The sequence below is a fragment of the Actinomyces denticolens genome (assembly GCF_002072185.1).
Lineage (GTDB): Bacteria > Actinomycetota > Actinomycetes > Actinomycetales > Actinomycetaceae > Actinomyces > Actinomyces denticolens.
This window is the reverse complement of sequence record NZ_MVIW01000026.1, coordinates 1-23,091: the sequence shown is the minus strand read 5'-3', so window position 1 is coordinate 23,091 and position 23,091 is coordinate 1. Positions and strand designations below refer to the sequence as shown.

19 protein-coding genes are annotated in these 23,091 nt (G+C 72.7%); 11 read left to right on the top strand and 8 right to left on the bottom strand.

Annotated features, from left to right (window positions below):
* Positions 1–29 precede the first annotated feature (29 nt).
* Positions 30–2,537 carry a DNA gyrase/topoisomerase IV subunit A gene (locus tag B1H55_RS08525; RefSeq protein ID WP_096519440.1) on the bottom strand — a complete coding sequence of 836 codons (2,508 nt, stop codon included), beginning with the start codon at positions 2,535–2,537 and terminating at the stop codon, positions 30–32.
* A 70-nt stretch (positions 2,538–2,607) separates the two neighbouring features.
* Here B1H55_RS08525 and B1H55_RS08520 point away from each other — a divergent pair, with 70 nt between their 5' ends.
* Entirely contained in the window at positions 2,608–3,933 is a 1,326-nt protein-coding gene (locus tag B1H55_RS08520; RefSeq protein WP_073451768.1) for an alkaline phosphatase family protein, read from the top strand.
* Between the two features lie 49 nt (positions 3,934–3,982).
* Here B1H55_RS08520 and sepH read toward each other — a convergent pair whose 3' ends face one another.
* On the bottom strand, positions 3,983–5,200 hold the full coding sequence (sepH, locus tag B1H55_RS08515) for a septation protein SepH (RefSeq protein WP_073451770.1): 1,218 nt from the start codon (positions 5,198–5,200) through the stop codon (positions 3,983–3,985).
* 268 nt (positions 5,201–5,468) lie between these two features.
* Between sepH and B1H55_RS08510 the strand changes: the two genes are divergently transcribed.
* From B1H55_RS08510 to B1H55_RS08495, 4 genes are read left to right on the top strand one after another with little or no spacing between them, the layout of a single operon-like run.
* The gene (locus B1H55_RS08510; RefSeq protein WP_017178468.1) at positions 5,469–5,777 is read left to right on the top strand and encodes a DUF4193 domain-containing protein; all 309 of its coding nucleotides are present in this window, start codon (positions 5,469–5,471) and stop codon (positions 5,775–5,777) included.
* A 41-nt stretch (positions 5,778–5,818) separates the two neighbouring features.
* Positions 5,819–6,556, top strand: a complete 738-nt coding sequence (locus tag B1H55_RS08505) for a DUF3710 domain-containing protein (protein WP_073451772.1) — start codon at positions 5,819–5,821, stop codon at positions 6,554–6,556.
* On the top strand, positions 6,553–6,939 hold the full coding sequence (locus B1H55_RS08500; RefSeq protein WP_073451774.1) for an OB-fold nucleic acid binding domain-containing protein: 387 nt from the start codon (positions 6,553–6,555) through the stop codon (positions 6,937–6,939). The genes B1H55_RS08505 and B1H55_RS08500 overlap by 4 nt, the downstream gene beginning before the upstream one ends.
* Complete coding sequence (locus tag B1H55_RS08495) at positions 6,936–7,646, top strand: DUF3159 domain-containing protein (protein WP_077240272.1); 711 nt, start codon at positions 6,936–6,938, stop codon at positions 7,644–7,646. Before B1H55_RS08500 ends, B1H55_RS08495 begins: the two co-directional genes overlap by 4 nt.
* 93 nt (positions 7,647–7,739) lie before the next feature.
* On the opposite strand, the gene B1H55_RS08490 is transcribed toward B1H55_RS08495, so the two are convergent.
* Together B1H55_RS08490 and B1H55_RS08485 are read right to left on the bottom strand one after the other, a co-directional pair.
* A complete protein-coding gene (locus B1H55_RS08490) occupies positions 7,740–8,405 on the bottom strand; it encodes a potassium channel family protein (protein WP_073451776.1) in 666 nt (221 codons plus the stop codon).
* 3 nt (positions 8,406–8,408) lie between these two features.
* Entirely contained in the window at positions 8,409–9,074 is a 666-nt protein-coding gene (locus B1H55_RS08485; protein WP_073452005.1) for a potassium channel family protein, read from the bottom strand.
* A 59-nt stretch (positions 9,075–9,133) separates the two neighbouring features.
* On the opposite strand from B1H55_RS08485, the gene B1H55_RS08480 reads away from it, so the two are divergent.
* The 4 genes from B1H55_RS08480 (at position 9,134) to B1H55_RS08465 (ending at position 16,662) form a co-directional block, all read left to right on the top strand.
* Complete coding sequence (locus B1H55_RS08480; RefSeq protein ID WP_073451778.1) at positions 9,134–11,215, top strand: APC family permease; 2,082 nt, start codon at positions 9,134–9,136, stop codon at positions 11,213–11,215.
* A complete protein-coding gene (locus B1H55_RS08475) occupies positions 11,212–12,633 on the top strand; it encodes a class I SAM-dependent RNA methyltransferase (RefSeq protein ID WP_073451779.1) in 1,422 nt (473 codons plus the stop codon). The genes B1H55_RS08480 and B1H55_RS08475 overlap by 4 nt, the downstream gene beginning before the upstream one ends.
* Before the next feature lie 226 nt (positions 12,634–12,859).
* Positions 12,860–15,544, top strand: coding sequence for an aconitate hydratase AcnA (gene acnA / locus B1H55_RS08470; RefSeq protein WP_077240270.1), 2,685 nt, complete (start codon positions 12,860–12,862; stop codon positions 15,542–15,544).
* A gap of 152 nt (positions 15,545–15,696) precedes the next feature.
* Positions 15,697–16,662, top strand: coding sequence for a LacI family DNA-binding transcriptional regulator (locus B1H55_RS08465; protein ID WP_077240269.1), 966 nt, complete (start codon positions 15,697–15,699; stop codon positions 16,660–16,662).
* 35 nt (positions 16,663–16,697) lie between these two features.
* Here the strand turns inward: B1H55_RS08465 and B1H55_RS08460 are convergent, their stop codons facing one another.
* From B1H55_RS08460 to B1H55_RS08450, 3 genes are read right to left on the bottom strand one after another with little or no spacing between them, the layout of a single operon-like run.
* The gene (locus B1H55_RS08460; protein WP_073451785.1) at positions 16,698–17,534 is read right to left on the bottom strand and encodes a PI-PLC domain-containing protein; all 837 of its coding nucleotides are present in this window, start codon (positions 17,532–17,534) and stop codon (positions 16,698–16,700) included.
* Complete coding sequence (locus B1H55_RS08455; protein ID WP_073451787.1) at positions 17,524–18,489, bottom strand: PfkB family carbohydrate kinase; 966 nt, start codon at positions 18,487–18,489, stop codon at positions 17,524–17,526. The genes B1H55_RS08460 and B1H55_RS08455 overlap by 11 nt, the downstream gene beginning before the upstream one ends.
* Positions 18,486–19,871: an MFS transporter gene (locus B1H55_RS08450; protein ID WP_073451788.1), complete on the bottom strand. Its 1,386-nt coding sequence runs from the start codon at positions 19,869–19,871 to the stop codon at positions 18,486–18,488. Before B1H55_RS08450 ends, B1H55_RS08455 begins: the two co-directional genes overlap by 4 nt.
* Positions 19,872–20,228: 357 nt before the next feature.
* Between B1H55_RS08450 and B1H55_RS08445 the strand changes: the two genes are divergently transcribed.
* Entirely contained in the window at positions 20,229–21,683 is a 1,455-nt protein-coding gene (locus B1H55_RS08445) for a dihydrolipoyl dehydrogenase family protein (protein WP_077240268.1), read from the top strand.
* A gap of 59 nt (positions 21,684–21,742) precedes the next feature.
* Positions 21,743–22,201: a tRNA (cytidine(34)-2'-O)-methyltransferase gene (locus tag B1H55_RS08440; protein WP_073451792.1), complete on the top strand. Its 459-nt coding sequence runs from the start codon at positions 21,743–21,745 to the stop codon at positions 22,199–22,201.
* A 26-nt stretch (positions 22,202–22,227) separates the two neighbouring features.
* Here the strand turns inward: B1H55_RS08440 and B1H55_RS08435 are convergent, their stop codons facing one another.
* Complete coding sequence (locus B1H55_RS08435) at positions 22,228–22,974, bottom strand: SDR family oxidoreductase (protein ID WP_420866437.1); 747 nt, start codon at positions 22,972–22,974, stop codon at positions 22,228–22,230.
* Between the last annotated feature and the right edge of the window lie 117 nt (positions 22,975–23,091).

The following is a 23,091-nucleotide window of genomic DNA, read 5'->3' as shown; positions in this document are numbered from 1 at the left end:
GACTGTACGCGCCGCCCCCCGAGGGGCGGTCAGCCGATGGCGATGATGGGGGCGACGGTGGGGATGCCGGAGGCGTCGCGGCGCTCGTCGGGACCCGGCAGGGTGATGCTCTGGCCCCCCGAGCCGACGGCGCGCGCCGGGCCCACGCCCACCCAGGCCAGGACCAGCTCATCCTCGCCGCGCAGGAACCTCTGAGCGCGTACGCCCCCGGTGGCCCGGCCCTTGGCCGGGTAGCGATCCAAGGGCGTCACCTTGACACTGCCGCCCGTTCCGGGCAGGGCGCCCGCGCCGGCGGCCAGGGTCACCACCACCGCCTCGGCCAGCAGGTCGGCGCTCACCGCCGAGGCGGCGACCACGTGGGCGCCGTCGTGCAGGCTGATCCCCGCCATGCCCCCGGCAGCGCGGCCCTGCGGGCGCACCTTGGAGGCCTCGAAGCGCAGCAGTTGGGCGTCCGAGGCCACGAGGGTGAGCACATCGGTGTCGGCGGCGGTCCCGGCGAAGACCACGGAGTCGCCGTCCGCCAGGGAGATGACCTCCCAGGCGTCCCCCCTGGCGGGCTCATCGCCAACCTTGACGCGCTTGATGACGCCGGCCGCCGTGGCCAGGACGATCGGGGCCGCGCCCGCGTCGCCCACCGGCACGAGCCCCACCACGCGCTCCTCCGGCTCGATCTCCACCAGGAGGCGCACCGGGGTGCCCCCCGCCAGGGACGGAGCTCCCTCCAGGCGCGGGATCTCGGGGGCGGAGACCACGTCGAGGCGCACGAGGCGACCGGTGTCGGTCACCGCGCCCACACGGCCGCGCGCCGTCGTCGCCACCTGGGAGACCAGTGCGTCATGGGGCTGTCTCGCGCCCGAGCGGGCCACCGGCTCGGCCCCTGCTGTGCGCGCCACGAGGCCCGTGGCGGACAGCAGGATCCGGCACGGGTCGTCCGGGATCGTCAGGGGCACCTCCTCGGCGCCCGCCATGAGTCCCAGCGGAGCCGGCCCCGCCGCCCCATCCGGGCGCCCCGCGCCGGCAGCGGGCCGCGGGCCCGCTGCGCCGGCCGCCTCGAGCAGCACGGTGCGGCGCGGCGTGGCGAACTCCTCGGAGACCGAGGCCAGCTCGCGGGAGACCACCCGGCGCAGGAGGACGTCGTCGGCGAGGATCGCCTCCAGGGCCTCGATCTCCCGGGCGAGCTCGTCGCGCTCCTTCTCCAGCTCGATCACGGAGAACTTGGTCAGGCGCCGCAGCTGCAGCTCCAGGATGTAGGAGGCCTGCGCCTCGGACAGGTCGAAGACCTGCTGCAGGCGCTCCCGGGCCGTCGCCGCGTCCTCCGAGGAGCGGATGAGCGCGATGACCTCGTCGATATCGAGGATCGCGATGAGCAGGCCGTCCACCAGGTGCGCGCGCTCGCGCCGCTTGCCCAAGCGGAAGCGGGTGCGCCGCTCCACCACCTTCAGCCGGTGGCCCACGAAGACCTCGAGGAGCTCGCGCAGGCCCAGGGTGCGGGGCTGGCCGTCCACGAGGCACACGTTGTTGATGCCGAAGGAGTCCTCCAGGGGCGTGTGCCGGTAGAGCTGGGTCAGGACCGCCTCGGGGTTGTACCCGTTCTTCACCCCGATGACCAGGCGGGTGCCGTTCTTGCGGTCGGTCAGGTCGGCGACGTCGGTGATGCCCTGGAGCCTCTTGGAGGCGACCTTGTCCTTGATGGCGGCGATGATCTTCTCGGGGCCCACCAGGTAGGGAAGCTCGGTGACGACGATGCCCTTCTTGCGGGCCGTCACATTCTCGACGCGGGCCGTGGCACGGGTCAGGAACTTGCCGCGGCCCGTGCGGTAGGCCTCCCGGATGCCGTCCAGGCCCACGATCATGCCGCCCGCGGGCAGGTCCGGGCCCGGCACGAAGGCCATGAGGTCATCCAGCGTGGCCTCCGGGTGCTCGATGAGATGGCGGGCCGCGCTGACGACCTCGCCCAGGTTATGCGGCGGCATATTCGTCGCCATGCCCACGGCGATCCCCGAGGCCCCGTTGACCAGCAGGTTCGGGAAGGCCGCGGGCAGCACCCCCGGCTCGGTGAGCGTGTAGTCGTAATTCGGGGCGAAGTCGACGGTGTCCTCGTCGATGTCCGCCGTCAGCGCCAGGGCGGGGGCGGCCAGGCGGGCCTCGGTGTAGCGGGGGGCTGCGGGGCCGTCATCGAGGGAGCCGAAGTTGCCGTGCCCGTCGATGAGCGGCAGGCGCATGGTGAAGGGCTGGGCCAGGCGCACGAGCGCCTCGTAGATCGCCACATCGCCGTGGGGGTGCAGCTTGCCCATGACGTCGCCGACGACGCGCGAGGACTTCACATGCGGGCGGTCCGGCCGCAGGCCCATGCGGTCCATCTGGAACAGGATGCGGCGCTGCACCGGCTTGAGGCCGTCACGGGCGTCGGGCAGGGCCCGGGAGTAGATGACGGAGTAGGCGTACTCCAGGAAGCTCGAGCGCATCTCGCTGGAGAGATCCTGCTCGACGATCGCGCCGTCGGTCGGAGGGGGCGTCTGGGTGGCGGACTTCGGCATGGGGGCATTCTCCTGTCCGGCCGTCCCCCGCTCGGGCAGCGACACCCGTGCCCGGTGGCACAATGACCGCATGACAACGGCGAGGAACCCGGTTGATCGACCCGCGGCCGCCCCTGTTCCGCACCTGCGCGAGGTCCTGGGCGCGGCCGCCCTCGCCTCCGGCCTCGTCCTCGCCGATGGCCCCGAGGGCGCTCTCACGTCCGCCCAGGCCCGCGATGCCGCCGAGCGCTGGGGCTTGGTCCCCGACGGCGGGGCCGGCGGTGAGGGGGCCGGCCCCGTGCAGGCCCTGCCGACCGTCGTCGTGCTCGTCGACGGGCTCGGCCTGGACCAGTTGCGCGAGCGGCGGGGCCATGCCCCCGCCCTGCGGGCCCTGCTGGCCGACTCCGAGGCCGACGCCCGCGAGGGCCGCGGACCGGGCCCCGAGGCCGTCACCTGCCGCCCCACGACGACGGCGGCCGCCCTCACCGCCCTCGGCACGGGCGCCCTGCCCGGCACGACCGGCATGGTCGGCTACTCGGTGCGCAACCCCCTCCTGCCCCCCGCCTCCGTCGGGGATGCCCCCGACGCCTCCGACCTCCTGAGTCTCATCTCCTGGGAGGGGCGGTGCCCGGATCCGCGAGCCTGGCAGGACGTGCCCACGATCTTCGAGAGGCTCCGCCGCGCCGATGGCCCCGCGGGGGAGCGGCCCCCGGCCGTCACCATCGGGCCCGCCCGCTTCGCCGGCTCGGGCCTGACCGAGGCCGGGCTGCGCGGCGCCCCCCATATCGGGGCCGACGCCATGGAGTCGCGCGCCGGCCACGCCGTCGAGGCGCTGAGGCGGGGCGTCCCGCTCGTCTACCTCTACGTGGGCGAGCTCGACCACGCCGGGCACGCCCACGGCTGGCGCTCGGAGAAGTGGTTGACCCAGTTGGAGCGCCTGGACGCCCTCGTGGCCGACCTCCGGCGCCGCGTCCCTCACGGCACGCGGATCATGCTCACCGCCGACCACGGCATGGTGGACACCGACGACGAGCACCGCCTCCTCATCACCGACTCGCCCGGCCTCCTGCGGGACGTGGCCTGCGTGGCGGGGGAGCCGCGGCTCACCCACCTCTACGTCGGCGGCCGGGATGACGCCGAGCGCGCCGAGCGGGCGGCCGCGGTGGCCGAGCGCTGGCGCGCCGAGCTGGGGGAGCAGGCCCTGTGGATCGGCACCCGCGACGAGGCCGGGGAGCACCTCGGCCCGCTCAACGAGAGAGCGCGGGGCGTGACCGGCGATGTGCTCGTGGCGGCCGCCGGGACCTGGGTGGTGCTCGACCCCCGCGTCCACGCCAACGCCGTCCTGGGGATGCCCGGCGTCCACGGCTCCTTCACCGGCGCCGAGACGCGCATCCCCCTGCTCATCACGTGCGTGTGACGGCGCGGGGGGACCGCCCGGGGCTGGGACTCACCGCCCCCGGGCCCGTCTACTCGGGCCTGGCGCCGAAGACGATCTCGTCCCAGGAGGGCACGGAGCGGCGCGCGCGCCGCTTGGGCTTGGAGGGGGCCTGCGGCATCTCGGGGAGCGCCTCCTGGTGGACGCCGCTGACGCGGGCCACTGCGGCGACCTCCGTGGTGGGGTCGGAGATGTCCTCGGGCTCGATGGCCTTGCCGCGCCGGGATCGGGAGCCCTTCTCGCCGCTGCTCTCCGGCTCCCCCGCGTCGGAGCCGTCCTCCCGGCCCTCGGCCGCGCCGCCCTGGGCGCCCCTGCGCTTGCCGGCGGGGTGGTTGGAGGAGCCCTTCTTGGCGCGGCGCCGGCGCCCCTCCATGGACAGCACCTGGGCCTGCCCCTGGGACGAGTCCTCGGCGGCGGGCTCCGGGCCGGCGCCGACTGGGTCCTCGTCGTCGGGGATCTCGAGCTCCACGCGCCGTCCTCGGCTGGAGGCCAGGTCCGCCAGGAGAGCGTCGGTGGGATCCATTGCGGGGGCGGCCCCGGGCCGCGGGCCCTGGCCCTCCACCTTGTCCACGGCGGGCAGACCCGTGGGCACCGTGCGACTGGTGCGCAGCGAGGACCGGGGGGCGGCCGGCGCCGGTGAGGCGTCATCCTGGTCGAAGACGTCGGCGCGCCGCGATGACGGCGAGGCCGCCTCGGTCAGCCACCGGGCCTCGTCGTCGAGGGCGGTCACGGTGCGCGCGGAGAGGTCGAGCAGCCAGCGCGCCTGCTTCTCCTGGGCGCCCTGGACGAAGGTGAGGGAGATGCGCCAGGGGTCGCGCCCCTGACGCATCGCGTCCCATTCCAGGCTGGCGGGCGTGACGGCGCGGGTGGCCAGGCGGTCGACGACGAGGTCGCCCAGGATGGGGGAGTCCTTGCCCCAGCCGATGCGGCAGGCCTGGGCCTGCTGGACGGCCCACCGGCGCTCGGCGATGACCGGGCCCTCGTACTTGCGCACGTGCTCCAGGTCCATGCCGGTGGCGGCGGACACCTCCTCCGCCGAGGCCCCGGCCCGCATGAGGGACTGGAGGTCCTTGGGGCGCACGGGGGCGTCCATCGGCGCGGCGTCCGTGGGCTGAGGCAGGGCGGCGATTCGGTCACGACGCACCGCGGCGCGCAGGGCGTCGTCGATCACAACGCTGTAGCGCTCACCATCGGCGTCCGTCAGAACGACCGTGTCGCCGTTCGCGCCCAGGAGCTCGAGCTCGATCATGGCAATGTGCCTCCTCAAGGATCTCTCGTTCCAGGGAACAGCCTGCCATCACGTGGCGGCGATGCCGGGGAGGCCCGCCGGTGAGCCGTTTCCGGACTGGGCAGGGCGCCCCGTCCCGGAGGGGCTTGCGCTGATCCTCAGCGGTGCTATGGTGCGCGTGCCCTGCTCTGAACGGGACCGCCTCTGCGTGGAGGCGGGCCTGCCCGGTAGTGCCCCTGCTGCCGGAGCCCGCGTGACGAGCCGTCGACGAGAGAGAGTGACGTGGCCCATGGCGACCGACTACGACGCCCCGCGTAAGCACGATGACGAGCCCGAAGCCGATTCCATCGAGGAACTGACCGCCGCCAGGCAGAAGGATCAGTCCTCCGAGGCGATCGAGGAGGATGAGAACGAGGTCGCGGAGGGCTTCGAGCTCCCCGGCGCCGACCTGTCCCGCGAGGAGCTGAGCGTTCACGTGGTGCCCCAGCTCGAGGACGAGTTCACCTGCTCGGAGTGCTTCCTCGTCCACCACCGCAGCCAGCTCGCCTACATCGATGACGCCACCGGACTGCCGGTGTGCACCGACTGCGCCGGCTGACGGCCGACCGCGCCCAGGAACCCCGTACCGAAGGAGCCCCCATGGCACTGTTCTCCCGCCGCAAGAGCGAGCGCGGCAATGATGACGCCCCCTCCGGGGGCTCCGCCGGCTCCCCCGGGGACGGCGACGATGCCCTCGTCGAGGCACCCCAGGAGGGCCCCGCCCGCCCGGCCAACGGCCCCTGGGACTCCGAAGAGGTCGGCGACGACGGCGACGACAACCGCATCGACCTGGGCTCCCTGCGGGTCCCCGCCGTCGACGGCATGCAGCTGCGCATGGAGTCCCCCGGCCCCGGCGGCGGCATCCAGGCCGTCTCCCTCGTCCTGGGCGGCTCGACGCTCGAGCTGCGCGCCTTCGCCGCCCCCCGCACCGAGGGGATCTGGGATGAGCTCCGCGCCGACATCCTCGACGAGCTCGGCCGCGCCCGGGCCCGCACCCAGGAGGTCGAAGGCGAGAACGGCATCGAGATCATCGCCGAGGTCCCCGTGCGCAACGCCGAGGGCGCCACCGGCACGGTCCAGGTCCGCTTCCTCGGGGTCGACGGCCCCCGCTGGTTCCTGCGCGGCGTGCTCCAGGGCCCCGCCGCCGTCGACGACGCCGCCGCCCGCGAACTGCGCGACGTCTTCCGGGGCGTCGTCGTCGTGCGCGACGGCGCGGCCCGGCCCCCGCGCGAGATCCTCCCCCTCCACATCCCCGGCGCCGTGACGGCGCCCCAGGTCGAGGACCTGCCCGGCCTGGACACCCTCGCCCCCGGCCCCACCATCGCCGAGGTCCGATGAGCCCGGCCTCGGGGCTGCTCGCCCGCCTGGGATCCCTTGGCCGAAGCCGGGAGGACCTCGACGCCGACGACGAGGCCCGCGCCGCGGGGGCCCGACTGGAGCGCCTCGGCGCCGTGGAGATCGCCGGCATCGTCCCCCGACGGCGCGTGCGCGTCACCGGCGTGCTGCGCGCCGTCACCTACCGCCCCTCCGAGGCCCGCCCGGTGCTCGTCGGCCAGCTCTTCGACGGGACCGGCTCGGTGGACCTGGTGTGGATGGGGCGCCGCCGTATCGTGGGCATCGAGCCCGGCGCGCGCCTGCTGGTGGAGGGGATGGTCGTCGCCGGCCGCACCAGGCCCACGATCTTCAACCCCGCCTACGAACTGCTGAGCGCCCGACGATGAGCCGCGAACACGCTTCCGAGCCGGGGCCCGGCGCCCGGGAGGAGGGCCTGGCGAGGCCCGCGGGCGGGCTGGGCGCGATCGGCGCCCAGGCCTTCGACGTCTCGACCGCCGTGGGCGGCTGGCGCGGAATCATCGAGTCGGTCGCCCCCACGCTCATCTTCGTCACCATCGTCGCCCTGCGCCCCTCCGCCCTCATCCCAGCGCTCGTGGCCTCCCTGGCCATCAGCGCCGTCGGCCTCATGGCGCGCCTGGCCGCCCGCCAGGGCCTCACCCAGGTCATCGGCGGGGCGGCCCTGGCCATCATCTCGGCCGCCTGGGCCTGGCGCACGGGCAGGGCCGAGGACTTCTACATCACGGGCCTGCTCATCAACGCCGGCTGGCTCGCGGTCACCGCGGGCTCCCTGGCGCTGCGCTGGCCGCTCGTGGGGGTCCTCATGGGCCTGTGGCGGGCCACCACCGACGGCGAGGACGGCGCGGGCTGGACCGCCTGGCGCAAGGACCCGGCGCTGCGGGGCGATCGGCGCCGCTACACCTGGGGCACCATCGTGCTGGCGGGCATGTTCGCCCTGCGGCTGATCATCGAGCTGCCCCTGTACCTGGCGGGCGCCGTCGGGCCGCTCGGAGCGGCCAGGATCATCCTGGGGCTGCCCCTGTACGCGCTGACCCTGTGGATCGTCTGGCTCCTGGTGCGGCCCCGCGGCCGGTGAGGAGCGGCCGACCGGCCCTCCACCGAAGCGCCCTCCACCGGCCGGGCGCGCGGCCGCCTCCCCGCCCTCGCCGGAGGCGGCCCGGGGCGGCGATCAGGCGTTGAAGATCTCCGGGAGCTCCGACAGCGTGACCTCGCCCTCCTTGGCGGTCAGGAAGATGAGCTCGTCCCCGCGTTCGAAGCGCTCGTCCTCATCCGGAGTGATCGGCCGGTACTCGCGCAGGATCGCGGTGAGCACCGTGTGCGGCGGGAGGACGACCGAGGAGACGAGCTCGCCGATCATGGGGGAGTCGTCCGGGAGGGTCAGCTCGTGCATGAAGGCGCCGGACTGGTGGAAGGTGAACAGGGAGACCAGGGAGCCGACGCTCACGGCCTCCTCCACGAGCGACGTCATGATCCGCGGCGTCGAGACGGCCACGTCCACGCCCCAGGTCTCGTCGAAGAGCCACTCGTTCTTCGGGTTGTTGACGCGCGCCACCGTGCGGGGGACCCCGTACTCGGTCTTGCACAGCAGGGAGATGACCAGGTTGGCCTTGTCATCCCCCGTGGCGGCCACAACGACGTCGCACTCCCCGGCCCCGGCGTCCTCCAGGGCCTCGATATCGCAGGCGTCGGCGAGCTGCCAGTCGGCGTCCGGGACGGAGGACAGGCGCATGGCCTCGGCCGAGCGGTCCACGAGCGTGACCTCGTGGCCGTGGCTGATGAGCTCGCGGCTGATGGAGCGCCCCGCGCTGCCCGCTCCGGCGATGAGGATCTTCATGGCTCAGGCCTCCTGGACGGGTGGGCGGGACAGGACGCGCTGCACAGCGGCGATGCGCTCGGTGGCCACCGCCAGGTGGAGGCGGTCGTGCTCCTGGAGGAGCGTGCCGGGCTCGGGCACGATGGCCCCCGAGCCGCGGGAGATCCAGGCGACGCGGGCGCCGAGGCGATCCTCGATCGTCGCCACGGAGACGCCCACCCACCCCGATGACGCGTCGGGCTGGACGAGGCAGACCGCGCCCGAGGGGTCCTCCGCCTCCCTGGCCGAGCCCCCGGGCAGGATCCAGCGCATCATCTGGTCGGCCGTGCGGCGCACCGTCGCGACCGTCGGGATGCCGAGCCGCTCGTAGACGTCGGCGCGGTTGGCGTCGTAGATCCTGGCGACCACGTGCTCCACGCCGAAGGTCTCGCGCGCCACGCGGGCCGAGACGATGTTGGAGTTGTCGCCGTTGGACACGGCGGCGAAGGCGTAGGCCTCGTCGATCCCGGCCTGCTCCAGGGCATCGCGGTCGAAGCCCACGCCCTTGACCTTGCGGCCGTTGAAATCCTTCGGAAGACGCCGGAAGGCGTCGGAGTTCCGGTCGATGACGGCCACGGAATGGCCCATGCGGTCCAACTGGGCGGCCATGGAGGCGCCGACCCGTCCGCAACCCATGATGACGAAGTGCACGACCGAACCGTACTCCTCCTTCTTGGCCGATGCCGAGCGCGGGCATAGCATTCGGGTTCGTGCGTGACTTCGCCGACCGCGTCAAGCGGCTCCTCGTCGGACGCCCCGTGCCCAGTGGGGCGCTCGGCGAGACCCTCCTGCCCAAGCGGATCGCCCTTCCCGTATTCGCCTCCGACGCGCTCTCGTCGGTGGGCTACGCCCCGGACGAGGTGATCGTGACCCTCGCCGTGGCGGGCGTGGCCGCCACGGCACTGTCCCCCTGGGTCGCGGTGGCCGTCGTCGGCGTGCTGCTCATCGTGGTGGCCTCCTATCGGCAGACCGTTCACGCCTACCCCTCCGGCGGCGGCGATTACGAGGTCGTCTCCACGAACCTGGGCTCCCACGCCGGCCTCGCCGTGGCCTCGGCGCTGCTGGCCGACTACGTCCTGACCGTCGCGGTGTCGATCTCCTCGGGCTCCTCCTACCTGGTGACCGCCCTGCCCGCGGCCGCCCCCTACAAGGTGGAGATCGCCGTCGGCGTGTCCACCATCCTGGCGCTGCTCAACCTGCGCGGCACACGTGAGGCGGGCGGCGCCTTCGCCATCCCCACCTACGTCTACATGATCGCCATCGGGGCCCTGGCCGTCACCGGCTTCGTCCAGGAGGCCCTGGGGACGCTGGGCAGGGCGGAGTCCTCGGCCTTCGACGTCGTCGCCGGGCCCGGATGGGACTCCGGGCTGACGGGGCTGGCCGGCGCCTTCCTCATCCTGAGGGCCTTCTCCTCGGGCTGCGCCGCCCTGACCGGCGTGGAGGCCATCTCCAACGGCGTCCCCAGCTTCCAGCGGCCCAAGTCCAAGAACGCGGCGACGACGCTGCTCATGCTCGGGGCCATCGCGGCGGCCATGCTCCTGTCCATCATCCACCTGGCCGGGGCCACCGGCGTTCACATGGTGGAGGACCCCGCCACCCAACTCACCTCCCATGGCCTGCCCGTGGGGGAGGACTACCACCAGGACCCGGTCATCGGCCAGCTGGCCGCCACCGTGTTCGCCGGCTTCAGCCCCATGTTCTACCTGGTGACAGCCGTGACCGGCCTCATCCTGGTCCTCGCCGCCAACACGGCCTTCAACGGCTTCCCCGTCCTGGCGAGCGTCCTGGCCACCGACGGCTTCCTGCCGCGCCAGCTCACCCAGCGTGGTGACCGGCTGGCCTACTCCAACGGGATCATCGCCCTGTGGCTCGGGGCGATCGCGTTCATCATCGGCTTCGAGGCGGATACGAACCGCCTCATCCAGCTCTACATCGTGGGCGTGTTCATCTCCTTCACCCTGTCCCAGATCGGCATGGTGCGCCACTGGACCCGGGAACTGGCCACCGCCACCGATGCCCGCGAGCGCTCCCGGATGAGCCGCTCCCGGATCGTCAACAGCATCGGCCTGGGGGCGACGGGCCTCGTGCTCATCGTCGTGCTCATCACCAAGCTGACCCGCGGCGCGTGGATCACGCTGACGATCATGGCGATCATCTTCCTGGTGATGAACCGGATCCACCGCCACTACGACAGGGTCCACGAGGAACTGGCCATCACCGACCTGCACGACTCCCGCGTGCTCCCCGCCCACGTCCACGCCATCGTCCTCGCCTCCAGCCTCCACAAGCCGGCCCTGCGGGCCCTCACCTACGCCCTGTCCACGAACCCGACGTCGATCGAGGCCCTCACCGTGGACATCGGCGACGACCGCGCCGCCCAGCTCCTGGACGACTGGGACGAGGCCGACCTCCAGGTTCCCCTGACCGTCCTCGACTCGCCCTACCGCGATATCACCCGCTCGGTCATCGCCTACGTGCGCTCGGTGCGCCGCGAGTCCCCGCGCGACCTGGTCGTCGTCTTCATCCCCGAGTACCTCGTCAAGCACTGGTGGGAGCAGGCGCTGCACAACCAGATGGCGCTGCGGATCAAGACGGCGCTCCTGTTCACCCCCGGAGTGGTCGTGGCCTCCGTGCCCTGGCAGCTGGGCGCTCCCGGGATGCGCCAGGCCCGCCAGGAGCGGCGCCTCCCGTCGGCGGTCGGCATCGTCGACGCCGATGAGGCGGTGCGCCGCGGATCGCGCGCCCGCCGCCGCGGCGCCGAGGCGCCCGCCGGCGCGGGGGAGAGGGCATGAGCGGCCGTCGAGCGCCCCATCGGGCGGCGGTCCCCGATGCCGGCGCGACCCCGGAGGAGATGACCCTCGTCGTCGGGGCCCCCGCCCACGGCGGGCATTGCGTCGCCCGGCCCCAGGGGGAACCGGGAGGCCGCGTGGTCTTCGTGCGCCACGCGCTGCCCGGGGAGACCGTGCGGGCGCGCATCACCGCCAGGACCTCCAAGATGTGGCGCGCCGACGCCGTCGAGGTGCTCACCGCCTCCCCGGACCGGGTCGAGCCGGTGTGGCCCGAGGCCGGTCCCGGTGGGGTCGGCGGAGGGGAGCTGTCCCATGTGGCCCTGCCCGCTCAGCGCACCTGGAAGCGATGGGTCCTGGCCGACTGCCTGCGCCGCATCGGCGGACCGGAGGTTGCCGAGGCCGTCCTGGCCCTGCCCTCCTCGACGCCTCCCGGCGGCGTGCCCGTCGAGCCCATGCCCGGTGAGGCGGCCGCCGAGGCCGACGAGGACCCCCGCGCCCGCGCCCTGGCGGGCACCGGCACCCGCACCCGCATCGAGCTCGCCATCGACGAGAACGGCGCCCCCGGCATGCATGCCTTCCGCTCGGCGACGATCCTGCCCGTGCGACACCTCCCACTGGCGGTCCCCGCCATCCGGGATCTGGGCCTGACCGCGCGCGGCTCCTGGCGCCGGCGCCTGGCCGGGGCGCGGCATGTCGAGGCCGTCGCCCCCAGCGACGGCGCCCCCGTCGTCATCGTCGACGGCACTGTCCTGTCGGCCACCGGGCGCCCCATGAGCAGGCAGCGGGTGGACGAGTCCGTCGACGCTTCGGGCCTCGGTCTGGGGGAGCTGCGCTACACGGTGCGCGCCGACGCCTTCTGGCAGATCCACCGGGACGCCCCCAGGGTCCTCGTGGAGGCCGTGACCCGCAGCGCCCTGGGCGACGAGGCGGGCGGGGCGGACGCCTCCGGCGCCGGCCGTCCGGGAGGGCCCCGCGTCCTGGAGCTCTACTCCGGCTCGGGCCTGCTCACCCTCCCGCTGGCCCTGCTGGCCGGCGAGGTCATCTCCCTGGAGGGCTCCGAGCGCGCGGTGCGCGACGCCGACCGCAACCTGCGCCCGGCTCGCTCGACTCGCCTGATGGCGGGCCGGGTGACGGGCGCCTCGGTGGCCGAGCTCGGGCGATCCTTCGGGCCCGGTGAGGACGGGCGCGCCGACGTCGTCGTCCTCGACCCTCCCCGCCAGGGCGCGGGCAGGGACGTCATCGAGGCGATCGTGGAGGTGGGCCCCGGGCGTGTCGTGCTGGTGGCCTGCGACCCCGCGGCCCTGGCCAGGGACCTGGGCTCGCTGCTGCGCGGCGGCTACCGGCTGGAGGGCCTGCGAGCCCTCGACATGTTCCCCCACACCCATCACTTCGAGACGATCGCGGTGCTCCAGCGCTCCTGAGACCGGTGCCCGCCAGCGCGGGCCGATCCGGTGCCGGTTAGGTGCGGAGCGGCTCGCGATATTCGGCGCCCGCCCACCTTCTCCGAGGACGGGCGCACCGCACCGGATCGGCATGTTGACGGGCGATGACGCGCCGTCGGATAGCGTGGGCGCCACACCGGACGGGCCCGCGCCGGGCGACCCGGGCCGCGCCGCCTCCGGTGAACCTCGAGCAACAGGAGCGACGTTGACCAGCATCGACACCTTCGGATCCCGCGCCACCCTCGACGTCGACGGCGCCGCCTACGAGTACTACAGCCTCAGCGCCGTCCCGGGCCTGGAGCGCCTGCCCTACTCCCTCAAGGTGCTGGCGGAGAACCTGCTGCGCACCGAGGACGGCGCGAATGTCACCGCCGAGCACGTACGGGCCCTGGCCTCATGGGATCCGGCCGCCGAGCCCGCCACGGAGATCCAGTTCACCCCGGCGCGCGTCGTCATGCAGGACTTCACCGGCGTGCCCTGCATCGTGGACCTGGCCACCATGCGCGAGGCCGTCGCCGAGCTCGGGGGGGATCCGGCCGTCATCAATCCGCTCGCCCCCGCGGAGATGGTCATCGACCACTCGGTGCAGATCGACTCCTTCGGCCTGGCGAGCTCCCTGGAGCGCAACAAGGAGCGCGAGTACGAGCGCAACGCCGAGCGCTACCAGTTCCTGCGCTGGGGCCAGGGAGCGCTCGACAACTTCCGCGTCGTGCCCCCGGGCACGGGCATCGTCCACCAGGTCAACATCGAGTTCCTGGCCCGAACGGTCTTCACCCGAGCCGAGGAGCGGGACGGGGCCCGGGTGACCGTGGCCTACCCGGACACCTGCGTGGGCACGGACTCCCACACCACCATGGTCAACGGCCTGGGCGTGCTCGGCTGGGGCGTGGGCGGCATCGAGGCCGAGGCCGCCATGCTCGGCCAGAGCGTCTCCATGCTCATCCCGCGCGTCGTCGGCTTCAAGCTCACGGGCCAGATCCCGGCCGCGGCCACCGCCACCGACGTCGTCCTGACCATCACGCAGATGCTGCGCGCGCACGGCGTGGTCGGCAAGATCGTGGAGTTCTACGGCGAGGGCGTGGGCGCGGTGCCGCTGGCCAACCGCGCCACCATCGGCAACATGAGCCCGGAGTTCGGCTCCACCGCCGCCATGTTCCCCATCGACTCCGTCACCCTGGACTACCTGCGGCTGACCGGCCGCTCCGAGGAGTCCATCGCACTGGCGGAGGCCTACGCCAAGGCCCAGGGCATGTGGCACGACCCCTCCCGCGAGCCCGTGTACTCCGAGTACCTGGAGCTCGACCTGGCTACCGTCGTCCCCTCGATCGCCGGCCCCAAGCGCCCCCAGGACCGCATCGAGCTGTCCCGCGCCAAGGAGGCCTTCCACCAGGTCCTGCCCGCCTACGCGCCCGAGCCCCACAAGCCCACCCCGGTGACCATGGCCGATGGCACCGCCACCGAGCTCGACCACGGGCGCGTCGTCATCGCCTCCATCACTTCGTGCACCAACACCTCCAACCCGTCGGTCATGGTGGCCGCGGGCCTGCTGGCGCGCAACGCGGTGGCGCGCGGTCTGCGCTCCAAGCCCTGGGTGAAGACCTCCACCGCGCCCGGAAGCCAGGTGGTCACGGACTACTACGCCAAGGCCGGACTGTGGCCGGCGCTGGACGCGCTGGGCTTCAACGTCGTCGGCTACGGCTGCGCCACCTGCATCGGCAACTCCGGGCCGCTGCCGGCCGAGATCTCCGCGGCGGTGAACGAGGCCGACCTGGCGGTCGTCTCGGTGCTGTCGGGCAACCGCAACTTCGAGGGCCGCATCAACCCCGACGTGAAGATGAACTACCTGGCCTCCCCGCCCCTGGTCATCGCCTACGCGCTGGCCGGGACGATGGACTTCGACTTCGCCACCGAGCCGCTCGGCCAGGACCCCGAGGGCCGCGACGTGCTCCTGGCGGACATCTGGCCCAGTCCCGCCGAGGTGCAGGCCACGATCGATGCCACCATCGACCGCGAGATGTACGAGCGCGACTACGCCGACGTCTTCGCGGGGGACGAGCGCTGGCGCGGCCTGGATACCCCCGAGGGCCGTACCTTCGCCTGGGACCCCGACTCCACCTATGTGCGCAAGGCTCCCTTCTTTGAGGGGCTGACCATGGAGCTGACGCCGGTGACGGATATCGAGGGCGCCCGCGTGCTCGCCCTCCTGGGGGACTCGGTGACCACCGACCACATCTCGCCCGCCGGCGCCATCAAGGCCGATTCCCCGGCCGGGCGCTACCTGGCCGCCCGCGGGGTGGCGCGCGCGGACTTCAACTCCTACGGATCGCGCCGCGGCAACCACGAGGTCATGATCCGCGGCACCTTCGCCAACATCCGCCTGCGCAACCAGCTGCTCGACGGCGTCGAGGGCGGGTACACCCGCAACTTCCTCACCGGCCAGACCGAGTCGATCTTCGACGCCTCCCAGGCCTACCAGGCCGCCGGCGTGCCGCTCGTGGTGCTGGGGGGCAAGGAGTACGGCTCGGGCTCCTCGCGCGACTGGGCGGCCAAGGGCACCGCGCTGCTGGGCGTGCGAGCGGTCATCGCCGAGTCCTTCGAGCGCATCCACCGCTCCAACCTCATCGGCATGGGTGTGGTGCCCCTGCAGTTCCCCGCGGGGCAGTCGGCCGCCTCATTGGGACTGGATGGCACGGAGTCCTTCTCGATCACGGGCCTGACCGCCCTCAACGACGGCGTGACGCCGCGGACCGTCGCGGTGCGCGCCGACCGGGCCGACGGGACCGCGACGATCTTCGAGGCGGTCGTGCGCATCGACACCCCCGGCGAGGCGGACTACTTCCGCAACGGCGGCATCCTCCAGTACGTCCTGCGCTCGCTCGCCCGCGGCTGAGGGGCCGTGTTCCCGGGCCCGGGCGGCCGTCGCGCGGGCCCGGCGGGGTCGGGGGTGCCGGGGGCATTGCGCCTCCAGAGCGCAGTGGGCCTAGGATCATCGGGCCGAGGCCTGAACGACAGGCCGCTCGGGCGCAGGAGGGGAGGCGGCGCATGCCCAGGGTCACCCTGCGCGACATCGCTGAGGCCCTGGGCGTGTCGACCTCCACGGTCTCCCTCGCGCTGAGGGGCTCGGACCGCATCTCCGCGGCCGTCAGGGAGCGGGTCGTCCAGGAGGCCGCCGATCAGGGATACCGCACCGATCTCGCCGGAGCGCTGCTGCGCACCTCCAAACCCCGCATCATCGGTCTCGCCTGCGATATCGGGCAGGAGCTCCACGTCGCCTACAGCCGGGAGATATCCGCCGTCGCCCAGGCCCGCGGCTGGCTGGTCATGATGGAGGACACGGGTGGGGGCAACGGCGCCGCCGCACTGGGGCGCATCATGCAGCTGAGGGCGCAGGCGGTCATCGTCGTCGACCCCGGCTCGGTGCCGACCGAGGCGCTGAGGGGCCTCGATGCCCCAGTCGTGGTCATTGGGCAGGCCACGACCATCCCGAACGCGGACCTGGTCATCTCCAACAACGACAGCGGCATGGCCCAGGTGACGGATCTGATCGCCGGCGAGTCCCACGTCCTCTGCTTCGACGGCGGGCCCGGGTTGTCCTCCCAGTTCCGGCGGCAGTCCTTCCTCACGGCGATGAGCGGCGTCACTGCGGAGGTCAGCATCATCCCCGGTGGAGCCACCGTGGATGCCGGATGGGCCGCGATGCGTTCCGTGCTCGCTCGCGGACCGCTCACGGCGGGCGCGGCGGTCTGCTACAACGACCAGTGCGCCCTGGGCGTCATGGCGGCGCTGACACGCGAGCGGCTCATCGTCCCCGACGACATCCGCGTCGTCGGCTTCGACAACTCCCGCATCGCGAGCTCGGAGGCCTTCGAGCTCACGTCGGTGGATCGCGATCCCCGGGGCGTCGCGGCGCTCGCGGTCGAGCGGGCGATCCTGCGCGCGGAGGGCGATGACTCCCCCGCCATCCGCGCGCAGGTGGACACGAGCCTGGTGCGCAGGCGAACAGCCTGACCCGTGCCGGCCACCATGCGCTCAGGCCGGCGGGTTCAGTCGATGCCCCGCAGAGTCGCCCGCCAGGCGGCGTCGATGAGCTCGGAATCGATGAAATCGAAGATGAGCACTCCTCGCCCGCGGATGTCCCTCTCCCGCAGCATCGTGAGCACCTCCGGGTTGAGCCGCTCCGCGTAGGCCCTGGGGATGCCCGGCTCGCCGTTGGTGGCGCTGACGTGGTTGAGCACCAGCTGCCCCGTCCTCCCGCCCCGCCGGTGGAGCTCAACGACCTGCGAGAGCTTGCTCCGCAGGGCAGGGCCGTCCCAGTCGTCCTGGAGCGCGATCCCCGGATTGCCGTGCCAGGGTACGGCCCACGGCTCCCCGTGGACCCGGGTCAGGCCGAACTCCGTCGGCGCGCATTCGAAGGCGACGACCCGGCCTCTCGCCTCACCGAGCAAGGGCCAGCGCGTCGCCCCGTCCCGGGCCGGGGGAGGGGGAGTCCAGAACAGGTCGCGATCGGCCTCGATGAGGGGCAGGAGGGCGCGACCGTACTCGACGAAATCATCCTTGGCCTCATTGGCGTTCTGGAATCTCACCAGGATGACGTCCCGAGGATTCCGCCCCAGGTGGCCGCGCAGAGTCTCGAGGATGGACTCCGCCGTGATGTCGCTGATCCACTCGCGGTGCGCTGCGACCATCGAGCTGCGCAGGCGGATATCGAGGAACCTCGCCCCCTGCTCCAGCTGCTCGGTCAGGGACAGGCTCTGGGTCCGGTAGTACGGGTGCGCGCAGGCGCTGGTCATCGTGTCATGAGTTCCCGGGATGACCAGTGAGCACAGGGGCGCGCTGTCCGGCAATGACGCGATCAGAGAGCTGACGGATTCACCTCCCATCGGATTCTCCTCCCCGGCCGTCCCAGTGCCCGGCGCCGTCACGCAGGTCGGCGTAGAAGCGGTCGAGGTAGTCCTCCACATCCGCGCGATCGCACCTGAGGGGCCCGGGCGTCCCCATCTTCAATGACACGGTCGCGCAGGCGGTGAGCAGGGCGTCGTCGACCGGATGCCGGGATCGCTCGGTGATATAGGCGGAGAACACCGTGTCCCCGCGCCCGGTCCTGCCGGCCAGGCCGCGGGGGCGCAGCGGACAGGCGTGGAAGCCGTCGTCGTCGAGGATGAGGATCTCCGCGGCGTTGGAGACCATGACCTCGCGCGGCCCCAGGTCGTGCAGGGCGCGGGCGATCTCGCGGCGGTCCCCCCTGCCCGTGAGGTGCTCGCCCTCGGCGGTATCGACCTTGAGGAAGCGGATGCGGCCGTAGAAATCGGCGCCCTCGTTGAAGCGGCGGAATCTGAGCTCGCCGGTGGCGGGATCGGGCTGCCGGAGGAATCCCTGCATGTCGACGGCGAGAGGGCCCCGATGCGAGAGCTCCTCGACGATATCCGGGGCGTAGTCGCCCACCATGAGGCTGGCGAGGTGCTGCACGCGGGCCGCGTGGGACGGGACGTCCCGCGCAGCGATCGGATCCGCCTGCGACAGGGCCGTGGAGACGCGGCGCTCCTGATCCGCCGTGGCGTAGACGTTGCGGATCGATGAGGTCCGCTGAGAGGCGACGGCGATGACGCCGCGCACCGCCGGGGGGAAGTGCGACAGCAGCTCGTCGTCCTCCCGCGCGAGCGCGGCGACGGCCTCCACCGCGTGGCCGAGCGATGCGGCGGCCGCCGCGGCGCAGATCGCGGCTCCGCCGACGACCCGTGAGGCACGGCCCTCGGCGTCGATGTTGATATCGACGCAGATCGGGCCGATGACCTGGGAATCGAAGCCCTGGGAGGGCATGGGGGCGGGGCCGCTCATGCGCGCGCCTTGGCATTCCCCACCCGGTCCTGACGGGCCTTGAGCCGGATGAGGGCGGTGGACAGGCAGAAGGCGACGGCGGTCAGGGCCGCCAGGCCGAGGAAGGCCGCCCCCAGGGTGGAGGTGGGGGTGAGGACCTCGGTGACGACCTCGCCGGCGTCGTCCTTGATCGAGGGCCTGATGAGGCCCCCGAAGACGATCGGGCCCAGCAGGGCGGGCACGTAGCCGAGGGTGATGGCGAAGGACATGGCCGCGGAGGACTGCTTGGGCGGGACGTTGAACTCCCCGATCGGCGCGTAGTAGACGCCGCGGATCATGAAGCAGCAGCCGGAGGCGATGAGCATGAGCACCATGAGGGTGATGAGCAGGCCCTTGGGGATGATTCCCCCGGGCGCCTCGCCGGCGGGGAAGCTCGCGACGGACGCCGGGTGGGTCAGGAAGATCGCGGCGATCCCGAGCAGGATCATCACGAGGATCGCCGACATGAACCTCATGAAGTGGGACGTCGATCGGAAGACCTTCTCCACGAGCACGGAGGAGGCCAGGGGGAGCATCCGCAGGCCGATGACGACGGTGGAGAAGACGGCGGCGACCAGGGCCGAGGAGCCGTAGCCGGCCTGCAGGAAGCGCGCGAAGTACGTGCCCGCGGCCACGAAGGTGCCGTAGACGCAGAAGACGTTGAGCCCGACGACCCACACGACGGGGAGCTTGGCGACCTGGCCGATCCCCTTGATCGCGTCGATGGTGGAGGCGTTCGTGGTCCCGTCCTCGTCGGCGACGCGGGTGTCCTTCGGCGCGGCCCAGAAGACCATGATGGCGGTGACGAGGACGATCGCCGAGCCGGTGAGCATGATGACGCGCGGGCCGGCGCCCATGGCGATGAGCGCGGTCCACAGCAACGAGACGAGGAAGGCCAGCAGGCCGCGGCCGAATTCGAAGAAGCCGAAGGCCGCGCCCTGGTGCTCCTCGGACGTGGAGGTGCGAACGGCCTTGAAGTTGGCGGGCTTGAAGAGCACCTCGCTCAGAAGCAGCATGAGGAAGAAGCAGGCGAGCAGTACGCCGAAGGACAGGTGCGGGGAGAAGACGGAGATGAACAGGGAGATCGCCCCGACGCCGAGCGTGGTGAGCACCATGATGGTGCGGACCTGGAAGCGGTCGCCGATCCAGCCCAGCAGGATCGTGCCCAGGATGATGACCAGGCCCTGCATGGAGTAGAGGCGCCCGGCCTGGGCATCCGTGACCCCCATGGCGATGGGGAAGTCCTTGGGGAGCGTGTTGCGGATATCCCAGAAGGCGTAGAGCAACTGGGCGTTGACGGTGATGAACAGCAGTTGGATGAAGGTCCTGGGGACGAAGCCGAAGGAACTCAGCAGCTTCTTCATTGAAGCCTCTCCTTGGTGTCAGAGGTGTCCGAGGCGGCGCCCGACCGTCGATGGCGCGACGGCGCATCGACTCCAGCAGCGCCTCAGGGACGGAGTAGGGGTGGGTGCGATGTCAAGCATAGCAAGAAGTCAAACGATTGAATAGAGATGTTGTCCCGTCCCTCTCGACCCCGCCACGACGGCGCAGTGGGAGCAGTTCGTTCCCGGCCCGGTGAGGATCGGATGAGGGCGCCGGGCCCGAGGGCTGGCCCCTATCGGTCGCGGGTCGGGAATGAAGCGGCGCCGCGTTGTCGTTAGCGCCTACTGGATCGGGCGCGCCGGCGCCCTGGATGAGCCGATCACCGAAGGAGAACCGCCGTGAGTCATCTTGAAGCCCCCTCGGCCCCCGGGCCCGAGGCCGATTCCCCGCGCATCGAGGAGGTCGACCTGCTCGTCGTCGGCGGGGGCAAGGCCGGGAAATCACTGGCCATGACCCGTGCCAAGGCGGGGGACAGCGTGGTCATGGTCGAGCGGGACAAGATCGGCGGAACCTGCATCAACGTCGCCTGCATCCCCACCAAGACCCTCGTCTCCTCGGCCCGAGTGCTCCGCGAGGTCCAGGGCGCGGCCGACCACGGCGTCTCCCTTGAGGGGGAGGGCTCTGCGGCGTCGGCGCTGGCGCGGGCCCGAATCGACCTGGCGGCCCTGCGGGCGCGCAAGGACGCCGTCGTCGGCGGCATGGTCGCCGCTCACCGGGATGTCCTCTACCCGGGCTCCGGCATGGACTTCGTCCTGGGTACGGCCCGGTTCATCGCGCCCCGCACCGTGCGCATCGCCCTGGCCGACGGCTCGATCCGCGCCGTGCGCGGGCGCGCCGTCCTCATCAACACCGGCACCACTCCGGCCGTTCCGCCCATCGAGGGCCTCGGCTCCGTCCCGCTGTGGACCAGCGAGGACCTGCTCACCCTCCCCGAGCTTCCCGATCACCTGGTCGTCCTGGGGGGAGGCGTCATCGGGGTCGAGATGTCCTCCCTCATGGGGCTCCTCGGCGTCCCGGTCACCCTCGTCCACGCCGGCGAGCACATCCTGGACCGCGAGGACGCCGACGTCGCCGCCCAGGTGAGTGCCGACCTGGAGGCACTGGGGGTCACCATCCTCACCGGTTCCCGGGCCGAGCGGGTGAGCGCCGGCCAGGACGGCGGCGTGCTCGTGCGCACCGCCGATGGGCGCGAGGCGAGCGGCTCCCACCTGCTCGTCGCCCTCGGGCGCCGCCCCGTCACCGAGGACCTGGGGCTGGAGGCCGCCGGTATCGAGACCACCGAGCGAGGCTATGTGCGGGTCGATGATCACCTGCGCACCAGCGCCCAGGGCGTCTACGCGGCGGGCGACGTCGCCGGGACGCCCCAGTTCACGCACGCCTCATGGAATGACTACCGCGTCCTGCGCGACCTGCTGGCGGGCAAGGGGGCCAGCACTGCGGGCCGCCTCATCCCATGGGCCGTTTTCACCACCCCCGAGCTCGCTCACGTGGGCCTGACCGAGGCCGAGGCCCGCCGGGCGGGCCACGACGTGCGGGTGGCCAAGACGCCGACGGCGGCGGTGCCGCGCGCCAAGACGCTGGGGCGCACCGAGGGCTTCTACAAGGTGATCGTGGACGCCGCGACGGATCGGATCCTGGGCGCCGCGGTCATCGGGGCCGAGGCCAGCGAGGTCATCACCAGCGTGCAGATGGCGATGCTCGGCTCCCTGACCTGGCAGCAGCTGCGCGACGCCGTCATCGCCCACCCGACGATGAGCGAGGGCCTCAATATCGTCCTGGACTCCCTGGGCTGAGCCGACGCGTCCCCGCCCCGGCGCTCGGGAGCGGGGACGCGGGTGGCAGGATGGTCCGCGTGCTGCACGTCATCTTCTTCGAGCCGCGGATCCCCGGGAACACCGGGGCCGCCATCCGGCTCAGCGCCAACACCGGCGCCATGCTCCACCTCATCGACCCCCTGTTCGACATGGATGACGCCAAGCTGCGCCGCGCCGGCCTGGACTACCATGACCTGGCCCGGACGCGCGTCCACGAGGACCTGGAGTCCTGCCTCGCCGACATCCCCGGGAGGGTCTACGCCTTCACCGCCCGGGCCGAGCGCCTGCACACCCAGGTGGGCTGGCGGGCCGATGACGCCCTCCTCTTCGGGCCCGAGCCCACCGGCCTGCCCGAGGAGGTCATGGCCCACCCCCGCGTGACCGACCGCGTCCGCATCCCCATGGTGGAGGGCAACCGCTCCCTCAACCTCGCCAACTCCGCGGCCATCGGGCTCTACGAGGCCTGGCGGGTCCTCGGCTTCCCCGGCGGGCGCTGAGGGAGGGCGCCGTGCGGCCGCGGGCCTCAGGTGAGCTGCGAGGGGCGCACCATGAGGTCCTCCACGGCCGCGCCCTGCGGCATGTCCACGGCCACGCGCACGGCGGAGGCCACCGAGTCCGGCGTCATGTACTCAGCCGGCCGGTACTCCTCGCCGGCTCCGTCCTGAAGGCGCCTCAGCAGCGGGGTGTCCACCCGCCCCGGGTAGACCGTGGTCACGCGCAGGTTCCCGCGTTCCTCCTCCCGCAGGCAGTCCGCCAGGGCGCGCAGCCCGTGCTTGGCCGCGCAGTACAGGGCCTGGCCCACGAAGGAGCGGTGCCCCGCGCCGGAGTTGATCATGACCACCAGGCCCTTGCGCACCCGCAGGGCCGGCAGCAGCAGCCTGGTCAGATGCGCGACCGCCACCAGGTCCAGGTCGAGCGCCGAGCGCCACTGGGCCGGCTCCAGGTCCTCCACGCGGCCCGGCGCCTCCACCCCCGCCGAGTGGACGAGCACGTCGAGGCGGGGCAGCCCCAGACTCGCCACCTCGCGAGCCAGCGCGTCGTCATCGGTCAGATCCACCGCCACGGCGCGCACCCGGGCGCCCGCGTGCTGGCGCAGGGCGACGGCCAGGTCGTCGAGGTCCGACTGCGTGCGGGCCATGAGGATGAGATCGTGATCCCGGGACAGGTCCTGGGCGATCGCCAGTCCGATCCCCGATGTCGCCCCCGTCACCACGGCGATCGGACGGCGCTGGTGACGCCCGATCGGCGCCGCCGGGAACGCGCCGGTCACCGCCTCCACGAGCTCGCCGCGCGCCGCGTCCCGGCGGCCGCGGCGCGTGCCCGCCCCCTGCGAGGGGCTCGCCGCGCCCGCGGGGGAGGAGGGGGCGGTCGGCGGCGCGGCGACGGG